Annotated in this window: 19 protein-coding genes and 2 pseudogenes; 4 read left to right on the forward strand and 17 right to left on the reverse strand. The window is 37.8% G+C overall.

The annotated features are described in order from the left end of the window. Nucleotides 1–148: 148 nt before the first annotated feature. The 6 genes from lplA to hemE all read right to left on the reverse strand — a co-directional run bounded on the left by lplA (nt 149) and on the right by hemE (nt 8186). Nucleotides 149–1138, reverse strand: coding sequence for a lipoate--protein ligase (gene lplA / locus J7E66_RS10210; protein WP_214999719.1), 990 nt, complete (start codon nt 1136–1138; stop codon nt 149–151). 16 nt (nt 1139–1154) lie between these two features. Next, nucleotides 1155–1889: an MBL fold metallo-hydrolase gene (locus J7E66_RS10215; protein ID WP_214999721.1), complete on the reverse strand. Its 735-nt coding sequence runs from the start codon at nt 1887–1889 to the stop codon at nt 1155–1157. A 108-nt stretch (nt 1890–1997) separates the two neighbouring features. Further along, a complete protein-coding gene (locus tag J7E66_RS10220; RefSeq protein WP_251032872.1) occupies nt 1998–4352 on the reverse strand; it encodes a YhgE/Pip domain-containing protein in 2355 nt (784 codons plus the stop codon). A gap of 209 nt (nt 4353–4561) precedes the next feature. Continuing rightward, the gene (hemY, locus tag J7E66_RS10225; RefSeq protein ID WP_214999725.1) at nt 4562–6004 is read right to left on the reverse strand and encodes a protoporphyrinogen oxidase; all 1443 of its coding nucleotides are present in this window, start codon (nt 6002–6004) and stop codon (nt 4562–4564) included. A gap of 30 nt (nt 6005–6034) precedes the next feature. Beyond that, nucleotides 6035–6967: a ferrochelatase gene (gene hemH, locus J7E66_RS10230; protein ID WP_214999726.1), complete on the reverse strand. Its 933-nt coding sequence runs from the start codon at nt 6965–6967 to the stop codon at nt 6035–6037. A 172-nt stretch (nt 6968–7139) separates the two neighbouring features. Continuing rightward, entirely contained in the window at nt 7140–8186 is a 1047-nt protein-coding gene (gene hemE / locus J7E66_RS10235; protein ID WP_088086010.1) for a uroporphyrinogen decarboxylase, read from the reverse strand. A gap of 302 nt (nt 8187–8488) precedes the next feature. Here hemE and J7E66_RS10240 point away from each other — a divergent pair. Further along, nucleotides 8489–8935 (forward strand): annotated as a pseudogene (locus tag J7E66_RS10240) (hypothetical protein); the annotation flags it as partial. 176 nt (nt 8936–9111) lie between these two features. Here J7E66_RS10240 and J7E66_RS10245 read toward each other — a convergent pair. From J7E66_RS10245 to J7E66_RS10275, 7 genes and pseudogenes are all read right to left on the reverse strand, one after another. Further along, nucleotides 9112–9747 carry a replication-relaxation family protein gene (locus J7E66_RS10245; RefSeq protein WP_308162494.1) on the reverse strand — a complete coding sequence of 212 codons (636 nt, stop codon included), beginning with the start codon at nt 9745–9747 and terminating at the stop codon, nt 9112–9114. 430 nt (nt 9748–10177) lie between these two features. Beyond that, nucleotides 10178–11137 (reverse strand): annotated as a pseudogene (locus J7E66_RS32590) (FtsK/SpoIIIE domain-containing protein); the annotation flags it as partial. Between the two features lie 61 nt (nt 11138–11198). Beyond that, entirely contained in the window at nt 11199–11438 is a 240-nt protein-coding gene (locus J7E66_RS10255; protein WP_214999736.1) for a hypothetical protein, read from the reverse strand. Continuing rightward, nucleotides 11428–11577, reverse strand: coding sequence for a hypothetical protein (locus J7E66_RS10260; protein ID WP_214999738.1), 150 nt, complete (start codon nt 11575–11577; stop codon nt 11428–11430). The genes J7E66_RS10255 and J7E66_RS10260 overlap by 11 nt, the downstream gene beginning before the upstream one ends. Continuing rightward, nucleotides 11578–11886: a DUF7678 domain-containing protein gene (locus J7E66_RS10265; protein WP_215000011.1), complete on the reverse strand. Its 309-nt coding sequence runs from the start codon at nt 11884–11886 to the stop codon at nt 11578–11580. 98 nt (nt 11887–11984) lie between these two features. Further along, entirely contained in the window at nt 11985–12209 is a 225-nt protein-coding gene (locus tag J7E66_RS10270) for a hypothetical protein (RefSeq protein WP_214999740.1), read from the reverse strand. Nucleotides 12210–12311: 102 nt separating this feature from the next. Further along, the gene (locus J7E66_RS10275; protein WP_214999742.1) at nt 12312–12578 is read right to left on the reverse strand and encodes a hypothetical protein; all 267 of its coding nucleotides are present in this window, start codon (nt 12576–12578) and stop codon (nt 12312–12314) included. 123 nt (nt 12579–12701) lie between these two features. Between J7E66_RS10275 and J7E66_RS10280 the strand changes: the two genes are divergently transcribed. Genes J7E66_RS10280 through J7E66_RS10290 form a run of 3 tightly spaced genes read left to right on the forward strand, consistent with a single transcriptional unit; the run spans nt 12702 to nt 13622 of the window. Next, on the forward strand, nt 12702–12926 hold the full coding sequence (locus J7E66_RS10280) for a helix-turn-helix transcriptional regulator (RefSeq protein ID WP_214999745.1): 225 nt from the start codon (nt 12702–12704) through the stop codon (nt 12924–12926). A 44-nt stretch (nt 12927–12970) separates the two neighbouring features. Further along, the gene (locus J7E66_RS10285; RefSeq protein ID WP_214999747.1) at nt 12971–13345 is read left to right on the forward strand and encodes a hypothetical protein; all 375 of its coding nucleotides are present in this window, start codon (nt 12971–12973) and stop codon (nt 13343–13345) included. A gap of 22 nt (nt 13346–13367) precedes the next feature. After that, a complete protein-coding gene (locus tag J7E66_RS10290; protein ID WP_214999749.1) occupies nt 13368–13622 on the forward strand; it encodes a hypothetical protein in 255 nt (84 codons plus the stop codon). Nucleotides 13623–13668: 46 nt separating this feature from the next. On the opposite strand, the gene J7E66_RS10295 is transcribed toward J7E66_RS10290, so the two are convergent. From J7E66_RS10295 to J7E66_RS10310, 4 genes are all read right to left on the reverse strand, one after another. Beyond that, nucleotides 13669–14682: a peptidoglycan-binding protein gene (locus J7E66_RS10295; protein ID WP_214999751.1), complete on the reverse strand. Its 1014-nt coding sequence runs from the start codon at nt 14680–14682 to the stop codon at nt 13669–13671. Beyond that, nucleotides 14682–15047: a phage holin family protein gene (locus J7E66_RS10300; RefSeq protein WP_214999754.1), complete on the reverse strand. Its 366-nt coding sequence runs from the start codon at nt 15045–15047 to the stop codon at nt 14682–14684. The genes J7E66_RS10295 and J7E66_RS10300 overlap by 1 nt, the downstream gene beginning before the upstream one ends. An 879-nt stretch (nt 15048–15926) precedes the next feature. Then, entirely contained in the window at nt 15927–16337 is a 411-nt protein-coding gene (locus J7E66_RS10305; protein ID WP_214999756.1) for a hypothetical protein, read from the reverse strand. After that, on the reverse strand, nt 16327–16767 hold the full coding sequence (locus J7E66_RS10310) for a hypothetical protein (RefSeq protein WP_214999758.1): 441 nt from the start codon (nt 16765–16767) through the stop codon (nt 16327–16329). The genes J7E66_RS10305 and J7E66_RS10310 overlap by 11 nt, the downstream gene beginning before the upstream one ends. Nucleotides 16768–16808: the final 41 nt, after the last annotated feature.

The following is a 16808-nucleotide window of genomic DNA, read 5'->3' on the forward strand; positions in this document are numbered from 1 at the left end:
TATCCCCCTAAGTTGAATGAGTGCTCATTCATAAAATTGTTACAATTTTCTAAATATATTATATTAAATGAAAGTAATCTATTCAAGTATAATACTAAATATTCACACAAAACGGAAAACACAGCGTAATAAACGCTGTGCCCTGGTCTTAGTATAGTAAGTTTAAAAACTCATCTTTCGTAACATTTCCAAAGTAATGGGTTGTATCAATATCTGCAAGCGCCTTGTCAATTTCATTTTTTCCATAGCGGGTGCCTGTTAACTTCTCCTCAATTTCACTTACCTCACCAACACCAAAAAAGTCACCGTAGATTTTACAATTTTCAATGACACCTTTATTAACTTCAAGGCGGACATCAATGGAACCTACTGGGAAGCGGTGAGAGTGCTGTAGATTGAACTTAGGTGATTTCCCATAGTTCCATTCCCAGTTTCGATAGCGTTCTTTTGATAGCTGGTAAATCATTTCCCAATCCTCGTCCGTCAAAACATATTCTGGTATTTCATCTTGCCCTTCAAAAATATTCTTTAACAATAAAGACCGGAATTCATCAATTTCCACCTTTTCAGTAAGAAACTCAGATATATTGGCAACCCTGCTGCGGACTGATTTAATTCCTTTTGATTCGATTTTATCTTTTTTTACTTTTAAAGCTGAAACCACATTTTCGATTTCTGAATTAAGCATCAATGTACCATGGCTAAACATTCTGCCCTTTGTTGAAAATTGGGCATTACCAGAGATTTTTCGACCTCCAACCTCCAAGTCATTTCTGCCGCTTAATTCCGCATTTACTCCTAACTTTTTCAATGCTGCCACGACCGGCTCTGTGAATTTACGAAAGTTATGAAAACTTCCCCCGTCATCCTTGGTAATAAAACTAAAGTTTAAATTTCCAAGATCATGATAAACCGCTCCACCGCCTGAGAGCCTGCGGACCACTTTAATTCCATTACCTTCCACATACTCCGTATTAATTTCTTCAATTGTATTTTGATTCTTTCCAATTATGATAGAAGCTTCATTTATGTAAAATAATAAATACGTTTCATTAATATCAAGATTCTTCAGTGCGTATTCTTCGATTGCCAAATTTATCTGCGGATCGGTGATCCCTTTATTATCGATGAATAACATAGTTTACTTCCCCTTCTTATAGTGAAATAGATTGAAATTCTTCTGCAAGTATTATTATACCAGTAAATTCACCGGCAGCCTCGGTGATTAAATCAGATATTGTGCCATAATGCGGCAAATGGGTAAGAATTAATTGCTTAACATCAGCTTTTTGCGCAAATTTTCCGGCGTCGATACTATTCATATGTCCTGCCGACTTACCGTTTTGATGCCCGTAAAAGTTGCACTCACACAATAATACATCCGCATTCCGACTAAACTCGATAAATTCATCCTTAAAGGAGCTGTCAGCAGTGTAGACGATTGCTTTTCCATCTGCCTCTATTCTCATTGCATAACAAGGGACTGGATGGTCTGTTTTTAGAAATGAAACTTGAAATGGACCAACTGTGAGAATCTCACTAGGATTATAAGCTACTCCTTTTGTAATCTCTTTATAGGTTAATTTGCTAAATTCATATGGATCCATATCATGTCCATATAGAGGTAGGGTTGAGGTCTTCTTTCCTAAAAAGCCTTGGATTAATCTTGCATGCTGCAAAACACCAATATCTGCAATGTGATCTGGGTGATAATGCGAAAGTAAAACAGCATCCAGTTCTTCGGGCTGGATAATATTTTGGAGCTTAGAAAGCACCCCGCTTCCACAATCGATTAATAGCCGAAATCCCTCATGATCAATTAAATAACCCGAACTAGCCGCATTCTGTTTCGGATATCCACCCCAAAAACCAATAACCGTAAGTTTCAAATTAAACTCCTCCAATTCAATGTTTATATTCCTAATATACTCAAAAAATGATTTCTTTTCAGTATAGTACAAAAAACCAGCCGCATTTTTTTAACGGCTGGTTTTTCATTAATTATTCATTTGGTGTTTATATTTGTGATTAAATCTCATTGTAAAGTATGCGATGGTCCCAATAGAGAAGGTAAGCATAAAGCCTATTAGAATTATGAAATTTTGCCACATGAAACTGTAATCGCCACTTGAAATAACGGCCTTAAAGCCTTGAACCGAATAGCTCATCGGCAGATAGGCATTGAAATGCTGTAAGAAGTTCGGGATTAACTCAAGCGGGAATGTCCCGGCGCTGGTAGTTAATTGTAAAATCAAGATAATAATCGCAATAAAGCGGCCAGCATCGGCAAATACCGATACAAGGAGCTGAATTAACGCGATAAACGTTAAGCTGGTTATTATTGAAAAAAGAATAAATTTTGGTAAGCTTTGTACATCTAGACCTAATCCTCCTAGAAGAATCACATCTGCCAATATAGCTTGGAAAATTCCAATTCCAGCCATGATTGAAAACTTACTAGAAAACCAGTTAAATCCATTGGCCGGAGCAATCGCTGTATCACGAAGTGGAAAGACAATTGAGAGAAGAAGTGCACCCACAAACAAGCCTAACGATAGGAAATATGGTGTAAATCCTGTTCCATAGTTTGGCACATGATTAATTTTTTCACTATCGAGCTTTACCGGGTCTGCCATCATATTATAAGTCTTTTCATTTGAGTGAACCTTAGCAACTTCTTTTCCACCTTCTGAAAGTTTATCTGCTAATTCCTTGGCCCCATTAGAAAGTTTCGATGTACCGTCTTTTAACTTCCCGGAACCATCTGCCAATTGTCCCGTTCCAGATGTTAGGGCAGACGCACCCGCTGTTAATTGATTCATACCATTTGTAAGATCCGCGGCCCCTTTTTTCAGATTTCCCGAACCTGATGCTAATTGTCCGGTTCCCATGGTAATTTTATCAGCACCATCTGCCAATTGACTCATCCCATCAGAAAGATTGTTAGTGCCATCTGTTAATTTTGATGCACCTGCATATAAATCATGGATCCCTTTTTGCAATTCCTGCTGACCGCCATTGACTTTGCCAATGCCGGCAATTAATTGATCAAAATAAGGAGTTGTTTGTGCTTTAATTTTATCCTCTAAGCCCTTCGATGAACCTGCTAATTTTTCATCTACCCCTGTTTTGAATTGGTTAAAGCCAGCCTCCATTTTAGGGTTAAGTTCTGATAAAATTTGCTGCTCTAACTGTTCTTTCGTTGGCGCATTATTTTTCTCATTAGCCATTATTCCTTGAACAAGTGCTGGATCCACTTTGTTCTCAATTAAGGTTTGGGCTAGTTTCTGCATTTTCTCTGTTTGTTGCGTTATTGTTTGATCCGCAATTTGGGATGCTAATGTGTTAGTTAACTGTGATTGAAATTGATCAATACCCGCATTAAGTTCTCCAACACTTCCAGTCAATTCTTTTTCAATTCCTGCAGCAATCCCTGCGGGAAGGTCACGTTTTAATTGTTCTGCACCTGTAGATACCTCCTTCGTTCCATCAATAAGCAACGGAAGATTGGCATCAGCTTTTGCCAGCCCTTTTTTCAACTCATTCGATCCTGTGGCTACTTGTTTAGAGCCGGAAGTTGCTGCTTTCACACCATAGTCGAATTCAATCGACTTTTTGGCTAAAGTAGAAAGTCCGTTATACAAATCCTTCGAACCAACTGCAAGCTTATCAGATCCGGCATCAGCTGCTTTCATTCCACCGTTAAACTCACTTGTTTTTTCAGCAAGGGTTGCAAGTCCTTCATTTAAATCCTTTGAGCCTTTTTCAAGGTCAACAGAACCATCACTTAACTGGACTGCACCATCGCTCGCCTTTACAACACCATCGGCAAGCTCACTGATTTTATCAAATATGGTTTCAGCATAAGTTTCAGTTACCTTTTCAGCAACAGCTGTTTTGATTTTTTCTGCGGCCGTGCCGCCGATTTGCGCAGATAAGAAGTTATAACTTTCATTAGGTGTATAAACCAATTCCAACTTTTCCGGTTGCTCATCCAATAAAGTTGTCGCATTTTTTGAAAAATCCTTCGGGATTTCGATAACCATATAATATTTCTGTTCTTTTAAGTTATCGTAGCCCTCTTTTTTATCGACAAACTCAAATCCAAATTGTTTATTTTTCTTTAGCTTAGATACTAAATCATCACCAAGCTTCAAATGGGTCCCATCGAGTGTTGCACCCGCATCTTCGTTGACAACGGCAACTGGAAGTTCATCAAGTTTTGCGTATGGATCCCAGAATGCCCATAAAAACATTCCTGCATATAATACGGGGACAAACATGACAGCAATAATTGGGATTAACACTTTTTTATTTCTTACAATAGCAAGGAGCTCCTCCTTAAATAGCATGTTTTTCACTTATGACCCTCCTTTTTCATTTATGACTATTTTGTTCATTTAGTCATTTTTGTTTAAAAAATTAGGACTATCCCATAGACAACCCTAAAATTGACTATTAACCTACTTAAATTATGACCACTTGAACAATTCGGTCATTTAATACTTTTAGAGTATACAACGATTCCTGCCTGTTTGCAAGCAGAAAAAAGAAGCTGTTATCAATGAACAGCTCCTGTTGAAAAATCTTTTCCTGTTAAAAACTCCAGGACGTCTTTGACAGCTGCCTCTCCTTGATCAATACAATCCGGAAGTCCAACACCACCATAAGAAGAACCTGCTAAAAATACACCAGGTAGATCCGTTTTCATATACTTTAAAATGTCAGCTAAACGTTGTTTATGTCCCACTGTATATTGGGGCATTGAATTTTTCCACCGTGAAATGATTGCAAAATCCGGATTCATTGTGATGTTCATCGTTTTCTTCAAGTCATCTAGTACAATCTTAATAATTCTGTCATCAGAGAGGTCTACGATGGTTTCATCTCCAGACCTCCCAACATAGCAGCGGAGTAATACTTTCCCTTTCGGTGTTGAATGATCCCATTTTTTATGTGTCCAAGTACATGCAGTGATCGAATAATCACTATTTCTTGAAACAACAAAACCTGTTCCATCGATGTCATTTTTCACTGCCTCTTCCGGAAATGCTAAAGCTACTGTTGCTACTGATGTAGAAGGGACTGATTTCAAAGGATCAAAAAAACTATACTCTGCAAACATCGCCTGTGTTATTTTATGAGGAGTCGCTGCAATGACGCTATCTGCCACCATTGTTTCCCCATTATTGAGATAAACTTCATACTTATTCTCAACTTTGGTGATTTTGTCTACACGATGTCCTTTTAAAATAGATATTGGATCCAATTTTGCTTCAATGCCTTCTGCAAAGGATTGAAGCCCCGTTTTAAATGTTAGGAAAGCTCCTTTAGCTTTTTCCTTACTTTCAGGTTTGCTGGGTTGGGCAGGGGTAGATTTTTTCATGCCAATGATCAGGCTTCTATATTTCTGTTCTACCTCATAGAATTGCGGGAAAGTAGACATGAGGCTTAATTGATCTATATCACCGGCATAAATCCCAGATAATAATGGTTCAATTAAATTTTCAACAACCTCATCGCCTAGTCTTCTTCTGAAGAATTCTCCTAATGATTGGTCTCTTCCGCTTTCGGACCGAGGTAAAATGAAATCTGCCGCAGCTCTTAGTTTACCAGGAATAGAAAAAAGACCTGTTGTGAGAAAAGGTCCTATTTCCGTTGGAATTCCCATGATCGAACCACCGGGCATTGAGTGAAGTTTCTCGTTAACTAAAACGAATGATTTTCCCGTGGAATTATGGACTAGTTGATCATCCATCCCTACTTCCGCAGCTAACCTGGACATACTTGTCTTTCGTGCTAAAAATGAATCTGGACCTCTCTCAATCGTATATCCATCCCTGACAACGGTTTGCATTTTGCCACCGAGACGGTGTGATGCTTCGATGAGTTTAATTTCATAAGGGAGATTATGTTCTTGAATTGCTTTTTGAAGATAAAAAGCTGATGTGAGCCCAGCAATTCCTCCCCCAATGATGATAATCTTTTGTTTTTCTTCCGCCACGGCGCTCACCTTCTTCCACTAATCTGAATCTTACTCAGCTGTCATTTTAAGAACAACAGTCGACAATGCATCAATAAATTCTTCCTTTGCATTTGGCATTTCCGGTCGATAATAGCTTACACCTAATTCTTCCGTCACTTTTCTACATTCAAAATCATTATCATAAAGCACTTCAAGGTGTTCAGATACAAACCCTACAGGTGCAAAGACAAATGCCTTATAATGATGCTCTTTATATAAATCCCTTGTTAAATCCTGAACATCTGGACCCAGCCAAGGCTCTGGAGTTTGCCCAGCACTTTGCCACCCAACAACGTATTTTTTTACCCCTGCCTGTTCAGCAATTAAGTCAGCTGTTTCTTTCAGTTGACTCGGATATGGATCCCCAAACTGCAGAATCTTCTCTGGCAGACTATGCGCTGAAATGATGAGTACAGCATCAGCCTTTTCTTCTTCAGGCATTTGGTCAAAGATTTTTTTAATCTTTCCTGCCCAATAATCGATAAACTTTGGTTCCTGATACCAGCTTTCAATTGTTCTTATTTTTAGCCGGCCTAATTTTTCTGCTTCTTCTTGGGCTCTTCCATTATAGGATTTTATGCTAAAGGTTGAAAAATGCGGAGCAAGAACTATACTTACAGCCTCTTCGATTCCATCAGCATGCATTTGATGAACAGCATCTTCAATAAACGGCTGGATATGTTTTAGACCAAGATACATTTTGAATTCTATATTTTGTTGGATTTTGTTTAGATGTTCTTCGAGTTTTTCTGCTTGCTCGAGTGTGATCTTTGCCAAAGGGGAGATCCCGCCAATGGCTTCATACCGACTGCGAAGCTCTTCAATCATTTCTGGAGTTGGCTTCCGGCCGTGGCGAATATGTGTATAGTACCCCTCTAAATCATCTAAGTTATATGGGGTACCATATGCCATTACCAGCAGACCCATTTTCTTTCTTGTCATGTCCGCACCTCATTTTCAAGTCTCTTCGCTTTTCCGTATTCAATGTTGGACGACTGATTAGGTTGGGGGCCAATAAAAGCTGGAGTGCTCTAAATGACCCACTATCAAGCAGCCCATATTATTGTGCCAAAAAATTGGTCTGCTTACCAATTTAAAGACTTAAGATGGAAACTTAACGACTGAGTTTTGATGCTGAATACTCATGGACAAAGGAAGTTAATTTTTTCAACGTTTCTGGGTTAACTGAAGGGAATACACCGTGACCCAAATTAAAGATGTAACCATCTTGTGCCATTCCTTGGTCTAATATTGCTTTCGCTCTTTCTTCGATTACTTCCCATGGAGCTAACAAAATAGCCGGGTCAAGATTGCCTTGAACGGTTTTATGAATGCCCATTTCCCTTGCCTCGTGAATTGGCAGACGCCAATCTAAACCTACAACATCAAGTGGCAGGTCATTCCATTCTAATGCAAGATGGCTAGCACCAACGCCGAACATAATTAATGGAACATTTTCCTCTTTTAATGAAGTAAAGATACGATTCATGACTGGCTTAATGAAATAACGATAATCCTCTACATTGAGTGCTCCCACCCATGAATCAAAAATCTGGATGGCCCTTGCACCAGCTTTAATTTGCGACTTTACATATGTAATGATCATGTCCGCAAGTTTCTCCATAAGTGCAAACCATGCCTTTGGCTCGGTGTACATAAACGCTTTGGTCTTATTATAGTTTTTAGAAGGGCCGCCTTCGATCATATAACTTGCCAAAGTAAATGGTGCACCAGAAAAACCGATTAATGGCACGGATAATTGCTCTTGGGTTAATAATTTAATGGTGTCCAATACATAAGGAACATCTTCTTCTGGATTAATTTCGCCAAGTTTTTCAACATCTGCTAAAGAACGGATCGGATTGTCAATAACTGGTCCAATCCCACCTTTTATTTCTACCTCCATGCCAATCGCTGGCAGGGGTGTCATTATATCTTTATATAAAATGGCTGCATCGACGTTATATTGTTCAACAGGCAAGCGCGTTACATACGCACAAAGCTCAGGCTGGTGAGTGATTTCAAATAAGGAATACTTTTCTTTAATCTCTCTGTACTCTGGTTGTGAACGACCAGCTTGGCGCATATACCATACAGGTACATGGTCAGTTTTCTCACCTCTGGCTGCTTTTAAAAATGTTTCATTAATCGGTCTTGTCATTAGGGTAGTCCACCTTTCGAAAACATGTCTGTTGTCCATTTTAATATATATAGCATGAATTTAAAACTTACTGATTCTTTCTAAACTGTATTTACTATATCTATTAATCCTATTTGTGTATAGATAACGCTATTAACTGTCAAAAAAAAGTCGTTTTTATGTTTTAAAATTCGTTAAATCTGCAGGCTGACTTCCCAATATTTTTTTCACTTTTAGCTCTCACCACTTGATGCAATATTCATATTCTGTATTACATCCAACAGGGCTATAGCCCCCCTGGGTGAAAGAAAGGAGGAAATTGTATGATTGTCGAGCTTACTGCTCTTCATTGGATATATGTGACCTTTATTGTTCTTATTATTGGGTTTATGGTAATGAGAAGGGACACATCCATTGTTTGTATCGTCGGTATTTTCCTAATTGCTATCACAGCAACCGGGTCGTTAAGTCATTCGATAAGTAGTATTTTCAACAGTTTCAGTTATGCCATTACAGAATTATTATCTACTATTCTTGTTATTTCAATAATTGTAGCGATGAGCAATACATTAACGGTAACCGGAATTAATGATGTCATGATTTCACCTTTTCGAAAACTTATTCGTAACCCCACTCTCGCCTATTGGACAATAGGAATTCTAATGATGATTATTTCCTGGTTCTTCTGGCCTTCCCCTGCTGTTGCACTTTTAGGTGCCGTCCTTCTTCCAGTTGCGATTCGAGCAGGACTTCCTGCCCTTGGTGTAGCGAATGACATCAAAGGAGTTTATTTTTTATACTATTTATTCCCTCTACAACTGCTACAAGACTTTCTTTTCTGTTTCTTTACCACAAAAGATTCCGGCTTTCTGTGAACTCCACACCTTGAGCATAGTTTATACTCCACTTTTTCAATCAACACTTTAAACATTAAAATCATCTCCTTTTATCTAATATCCTCTTTGGTATATACACTACAAGTGACACCATAATCTTTACAGAGTTCCTTAAGTTTTTCTTTACGATGAGATGTTAAAGTATAGAAAACGAGTGTGGGTAAGTGTCCGAATTGTTGTTGGATTAGAGGGCTTAATTTAGAGTAGAGTTCAATTTTCTTTTTGTTTTCAACCATCGATTGTGTGCGGTCAACTTCTAAAAAATAGTAATTTCCTTTTAGAGTAAATGTAGCATCTGGAATGAGGGTGATATCCACATAGGTCAATCCGTCCTTATATTTAAATTCAATAGGTTCTTCAACCCTCCAGTCCTTAGGCGAGTAATAAAACAGATACATGTCATTTCTCATCAGATGATGGTCTATCTGTAGGTTCCATTTCATCTCCTGGTCGCTTCCGACCAACTCCCTTCCTTTTGCGCTTAGGTAATAAATGTTCCTGCCCTCGTGAGTTCTCACTTGAAGATACTCCTTCATTTCGTTTAGGATCCTGTGAGTGTTCCGGTCTTTTCCTAGGTTGTGTCTTTTTTGTATTTGCTCCCTTGTTGCGAAGCGCATTACCTCCAAACTTAATAATATCTGTTCCTGACGAAGCTTTTTCCTCTCCACTTGAGTTAGATGATTCATTAATACTTACCCCTTTCATGTACTTCTCCAAAATCCCCCACATTTGCTCATGCGAGATAAATGGAACCTGTAACTCTTTTAATTCATGGGTTTTAAATAGGGCTCTTCCTTTTACATCAGATGGCAATTCTTCAGCCCCGTAATCATCTATGGCCACTCCAGAAGCATAACCGCTTGGTAATCGAAAGCTGACTTTTGCATCAGCATTCTGCTTAATCATGCGTGGTAAAGTGTCAGCTGTTGGGTACTGGGTTGCAAATATTAAACGATACCCTAAAGCCCCAGTAAGATAAGCAATCTTTGCGAGTTGAGTCTGGCAATAATTAAGTTGTTTTTTCATCTTTTCTGGCATCCACTTTTCAGGTGCTAGTTGTGCAGCTTCATCGACAATTATGATTCTTCTTTTTTTGATGCCTGTATCTACAATATTAGAGAAAAACTTTTGACGGAAAAATACATAATCCTTTTGATATTGCTCTTCGAGTTCATCTAATAATAATGCTGCTTCTAGTGGATCAGCTGCTACTTTTTTAACCTGCTTTATTGATTCGTATCGACCAAATTCAAGCCCGCCTTTTAAATCAATAATGTAAAATTCCACGTCCTCAGGATGGGTTTCGATGAGATACGTCATCAGCATTCGTAGCATAACGGTTTTACCGAATCGAGTAGTTCCGGCCACAGTCATATGTGGAACGTGGTCTAAATTGTGCCACACCATACCATGAACCGCTCTTCCAATTGGAACGATCCAACCCTTTTTATCTTTTGGGACATTAGCATATGGGAACATTGTGGGTAATTCCTCATCGTAAACTTTTATATTTAAGGTTCGTTTAAACTCGATTTCTATAGGCTTTTGAAGGCCATCTCTAAAGACTTTTGCTTCTTTTTCTTTTTTCTGCATGTTGGTAGCAGGTAATCCTGGTAATATAGTAAACTTATAAACAGTTCCAAGTCTTACTGCTTTTGAAGCATCAAAACATTTTTTATGTGTGACTGTTTGGGCTCCTTGGTCCCAATATACCTCTACCCCTATTTTTACTTCGTTATTACAATCTTTGCATTTGCCTTCATACTTAGATTCAATTAATTTTATTCCATCATATATGGGCTTTTTTGATTTGTAACGAGGGGTTTTTAATTGACCGTTTTTATCTCGGATACCATAACCTACATTCTTAAATATCATTTCAATTTTCTTCCGGTCGTTATGCTTACCTTTAGGAATGAATGCAGCTCCTGCCATCAAAGCTGGAACAATGGCCCATTCAAGCATTGTAATTAACCTCCTTAAAATTACCGCTGGGCAAAAATTGGGAGGGGCCCCGAAAAACGACGAAGGAGTATTGGGGAGGGACCCAATAGTTTCAAATAATCGGCACGACATTATACAAGAATTAAACCTTTATTTTACTTAAATCAGCATATGCCGATGCAAATACTTTACATCACCCCACCAACAGAATGACCTTCCAGCACAACATCACAAACCCGATACCCATAGCTCCGTAACTAACCATCCGCACAAGCGTTTCATTAATGGTCACGCCAAGCTTTTCTAGAGCAATCAGTATAATTAGAGTCAAGCCTAGACCTAAGAAGAAGATCAAGCCTCCATCTATACCGGATAGGACAGCTGCACTGGGGCCCGCCATGAATACTTTAAAAGGGATTACTTCATATGCCATGTTTTTTCACTGCCTTCCAAAAATCACTCATTTCATACTCGATTCTTTTATCATCCTGATCCTTTTGGTCATAACCTTTAACCCAGCCTAATTGATACCCAATAAATACGCCGACACCTCCGAAAAATAAACTAAACATTTAATAACCCCTTTCTCTTTTATAGCGATTCATTGCTTCAGTCATAGTTAGTCTTTCTTGAGGACCGTAAAAACGGTTAGGAGTAGTTTCCAAGAAATCAACCACAGGGCCAACTAATGGATGACCTTCACCCGAGTCCCAGCCGCGGTCATAATTAATCCCACCATCTATATGCAGCTTACTTACCCTTCCTTCGTTAATTCCGTATGGTGAAGGTTCATCAAACAACTTCGCTTGAAACCAGGTTCCATCTGCATATCCTTCAACCCAATTGACGTAGTCTGGAAACATGGTTAACTTTATTTCCATCTAAATACCACCTCTCATTGCCCAACAGTAATCACAAATATCCTCATTATTAGTGAAATGATAATCATTTAGATCCTTTTCGCAATCTTTACAAGTTTTCATTTGTCATGCACTCCTTCCCATCCGACCACAATGTCACCCCCGGTACCCCTAAACTTACAAATGTAATGCGGATCATCAGCATTAAACCAATAAGTTGAGCATGAATAGAGATTATAAGATTCATATTCTTGTTGAAACTTATTTAAAAAGGAGTCCCATCCTTCTTCCTTCACTTTCCGTTTAGCAACTTCGTGAGACATAATTGAATCAAAAAAACTCAATGTTATCCCTCCTTAAATCAAATAAAAGAGCAACAATCCATTCCACATCTGCTGGCGTAGCTACTGTTAATAGGTACTCTAAGAATTTAATTGATTGCAATTTCACCCCTCCCAGTAACAATCGATAATTTTCTTTTCAATTCTCTTGTAATAATCGACCCTAATTGCATCAAAACGGTACATATGATCCAATATGACTTCATGCTGTTCTTTGTTTTTTGCTTTGTCACAAAGATTATTTAATTCATCTACATCAAATAGTAGGTGAGATTTTTCGAGGTCGTTGAAAGGATTGTGATTATAACTCTTTGCTTCGCGATAACCATCAAATATCGCTTTAACAAAACCGTTAAATCCAAGTTGTTCCATTCGGTATCCCCCTTTCGTTGTTCGTTAGTCTATTCTTATGTGTATGCTGATATATAATTGCCTGTCTGCTGATAAAAAAGGGAAATTTATTTTTATGTAGAATTAATACACGAGGTGAAATAAATGAAAATAGCAGTAGAATCACGACTTAAAGAGATTTTAGACGAGCGAGGAATTAAACAAAGTCATTTTGTGAAAAAGTTTAAAATGAGCGCAACCACCTTGAGCGCTTTATATAGGGGAGAATCATTGCCTACATTAGCTTACGCTTTAGTAATTGCTAATGAATTGGGGTTAAAAGTAGAGGATATTTGGGCAATTAAAAATAAAGAGGAACTTTTGCGCTAAATAATCGTAATACAAAAAAAAGCAAAATAAATGGGGGAAGTATCATGAAAGAACGAATTGATAAAATACTAAATGTTGTAGGATGGATATTCATGGTGGCAGGATTTCTTTTAGGAGTCATATCCTATTTCGGAATTGATAAAGAGCCATATAAGAACGCTAAAGAGGCATACGAAAGTATTCCGGACAATGAATTGGCGCAGGCATCTTACCAAGCTGCCCTAGAAATTTATAATGTCCAATTTACTTATGCTATGTCGATTTTATTTGGTGGAATCGTAATTGGATTGTTATTTATTGGATTTGCAAGGATTATCGAACTACTAAAAGAAAAAAATGAGCGGGATTATAAAACTGCTCAGTTAATAAACAGAATAGATACTCAGCTATCTGAGTTGAAAGTGAGTAACCATTCCTAATTACGAGGGTGGGAAGATGAAAATGAATATATTAATTGAAATACATTACACATCGAGCTCAAATAGAATAACACAATCGGGATCCTTTCCTCTTAGAGGGAGAAAACCTGAACAAGTTGCTATTGAGTTTTGGAAGCAAATTCAGAAGGATAACTCTCATCGTGCAGAATTAGAAAAAGTGATTGTGTATGGAGACCAGGACATCACCCAACTGGTAAAGGATCTGGAAAGAGATATAATCCGGAAGGTTATGAACGAGGATAATTTGCCTTTTTAAATTGGAATAAGCCCCCTACTCAATCGAGCTAGGGGGCTTTTAAACTTTAATATCCTTTAGATTTAAGGACTGCTTGTAATTTTTTACGAGTATTTGGTCCATAAACTCCATCGACTTCATATGGCAGGTAAACCTTTTGGAAACGTTTAATGGCGTCCTCGGTTCCATCACCGTAAATCCCGTCTACATTTCCACAATTAAAATAAACAGCATTTAATGCTCTTTGCAGCTGTTTAACTTCATTGCCTTTACTTCCTGGCTTTAGGCTTCCATTAGGAACTGGAAATCTGTAAAGGTCTTGTGGCTTCTTAGGTTCTTCTGGTTTGCGAGTAAATACATTTTTCGCATTGCCTAATTTTATTTTTTGCCCCACTTTAAGTTTTGTCGGATCCACATCTGGATTTGCTGTAATCAGATCCTCAACTATCACTCCCTGAGCCCCATCGCGGCCGGCAATGCTCCAGAAAGTGTCACCCTCTTGGATGGTGTACATTCCTGGCAGTGGATCTGGAATCGGATTTGCTGTCACTGGTGCAGGATCTTTGTAGGCAGTAGCAGCATGATAATCATAAACACAACATTCTTTCCAGCTGTATCCTGGCATTTCTCTGTGAGACTTGTCCTCGTTTCCTATGCCATCCTTAACAAGAGCGAAATGAAGCTCAGAGATGGATTTCAAAGTGGCCTCATCCAGCTTTTCTGATCTGTAATCACCCGCCACACAGATTCCCAGTGAAAACCTGTTGCTGTTTCCTACATGATAGGAACTGACTCCGGGATCATGGGCCCACACGATTCTGGCTCGGTCCTTTCCATCTGCACCTCTGACCAAATTCTTTGGCTCAATGATAAAATGATATCCTACTCCCGGCCAGCCCAGGCTTACATGATAATTAGCAAAAGCCTCAGCCGTTGAACCGGATAGCTCTTTTTTTGTTAGAGAGTGATGCCATACCCGGACAGTTTTGGTAGACACTCCATAATTTTTGTATTCTCCAATTTCTTTGAGCCCTTCTCTCATGTCCACTAACTGAGGTAATTTTTCAAAAGCATACACCATTATTTTTCCTCTCCCTTATCAAAACTTTTTAGTTTCTCGCTTACTTCCTTTGGTAAATCAACCTCAATTGCCTTCAAATTTTCGGTGATGCTGCCACCTTCTTTGTAAATGAATAAAGCTAATGTAAAGCCAGTTAGGTAGTAGTTGAGCCCTAATACATAGTCGATAGCCAGGACAAAAACTATTCCGACTAACTCTCCGATCCAACGAATAATCCCATCGCGCATGACACGAGATTGGTATTTTACAACCCCTTTCCACGTTTTTAACAATCCGGAAACGAAATCCAACACCTTCACTAGAAAATAAAAAAGTAGCATGGTTACAATGATTCTTGGCAGAAATGCAAGTAAGTGAAAATCCATTCAGCATCTTTCCTCTCGATTTAAAATAAAAAGAGCCCTGGAAAGGACTCTACATGACATGATGTCTTTTAAATGCTTGCTGTTTTCGTTATTCCGATACGCTTGAATAAACTAAAGTTGTTGATGGATTGCTTTGTCCCATCAGATTATTGAATATAAAAAAGAGCCTTCAGAATAATCTGGAATCTCTTTTTTAATTTTTATTCATCATTTACATAAATTTACAATAACTTCACATACTATAAATACACCTAAGAATTTCCTCCATATTAGGTAAGGAGATGGATGAAATATCCCTCTCCTTTTTTATTTCTCATTTACGGCGTCTTTTTCTCCTCATGTTCAATATATCCAAAAGTGTTGATAAATCAGCATTTCTAACCACTTTTAGAGAAGAGTAGATAAAAAGACGACATAAATATTTTTCTATAACTCCATGTTTGTCCATAGCTATCTAAGACAACCCTTCATAATATACAGTACCTCAATAAATTATATTATTCATTTACACAAGCACTTTCTTAAAGCGTCATTTAGACGCTTTTTCTTTTTTATTTAAAGAGAGGGTAATTGAACAATTTTCACTGTAATACTGAGACTTTTCACAATTGGCACGACTCTTGTCCCATTCAAATTAACATTTCCCTAATATAATATTACTAGTTCAAATAGATTGGAGGTGAAAACCATGAAAAACCGACAAAAAGATCCTAATTCAATTACTAACGTTGTGTTTTTCATAATAGCTATTATTATAATTGGAGCGTCTCTATTCCGATAGTAGGGTATAGTTTTCAATTTAATACGACAAAAGCGCTCATAATCATGAGCGCTTCTTCCGGATCTCCTCTAGATGGTCTTACTAAGAAATCGTGTCCATCATCTGAAACTTGGAAACAAAGCCAAAATAGCAGCTATTGTACCTACAATGGCTAAACCAGTTCCAACTATCCACTTAATATTTTCTTTTCTTTCAGTAGAAATATCTATTTTTTGCTGAAGAAACATTCTTTCCATTTTCTGTTCGAGAGTGTTAAACTTTCCATCAATGCTTGTATTTAAATTAGTAATCTCGCCCTTTATTTCGGTTTTAAGGTTTTCTAATTTCAAATTTGTTTTTTCTTCTAAATGGTTAAGATCCCTTTGGGTGACTTGTTCATTCTCATTCATTCTTGACACCCTTTCGTCAGTATTTGTTTCAACATTTCTATTTGTGCTCGGAGTAGGTCTATTAGCAGATCCAGAACCAGTTAAATTGGACAATAATACTACATTTTCTCTATTGACCATTTATATCACCTCTTGGTATCTGGAATACGCCAAATTTACCTATCTTTTTTACATCTCCGTTAATTATTACATTATATGTGTGTTCCCCCTCTGATTGAAAAGGAACATCATATAATTTAAAGTTAATAAAACGAGGTTTTAACTCTTTTGGGATATGATTATCTTCTATATTTTGACCCGCTGGAATTACCATTTCACCTGTATCAATTACTAATTCATTTTCTTTACCAATGATAAATCTTAAACTACATCCTTCATTTTCCTCTAAGCCAATCAACATAATGTTGACTATAAAAGTGAAAGGTCCTGGCACATTGACTGGTGCTATGTTCGGCTGAGGAGATTCTATAACATAACCTAACAATGAATCAATGCCCACCTTGTTATACGCATCTAAGGAAAAAACTACATAACTAACTTCAATTGACATAATATCCTCCTACTATATTAAATTAAAATTTGATATAATAG

Source organism: Bacillus sp. ISL-7 (assembly GCF_018613065.1).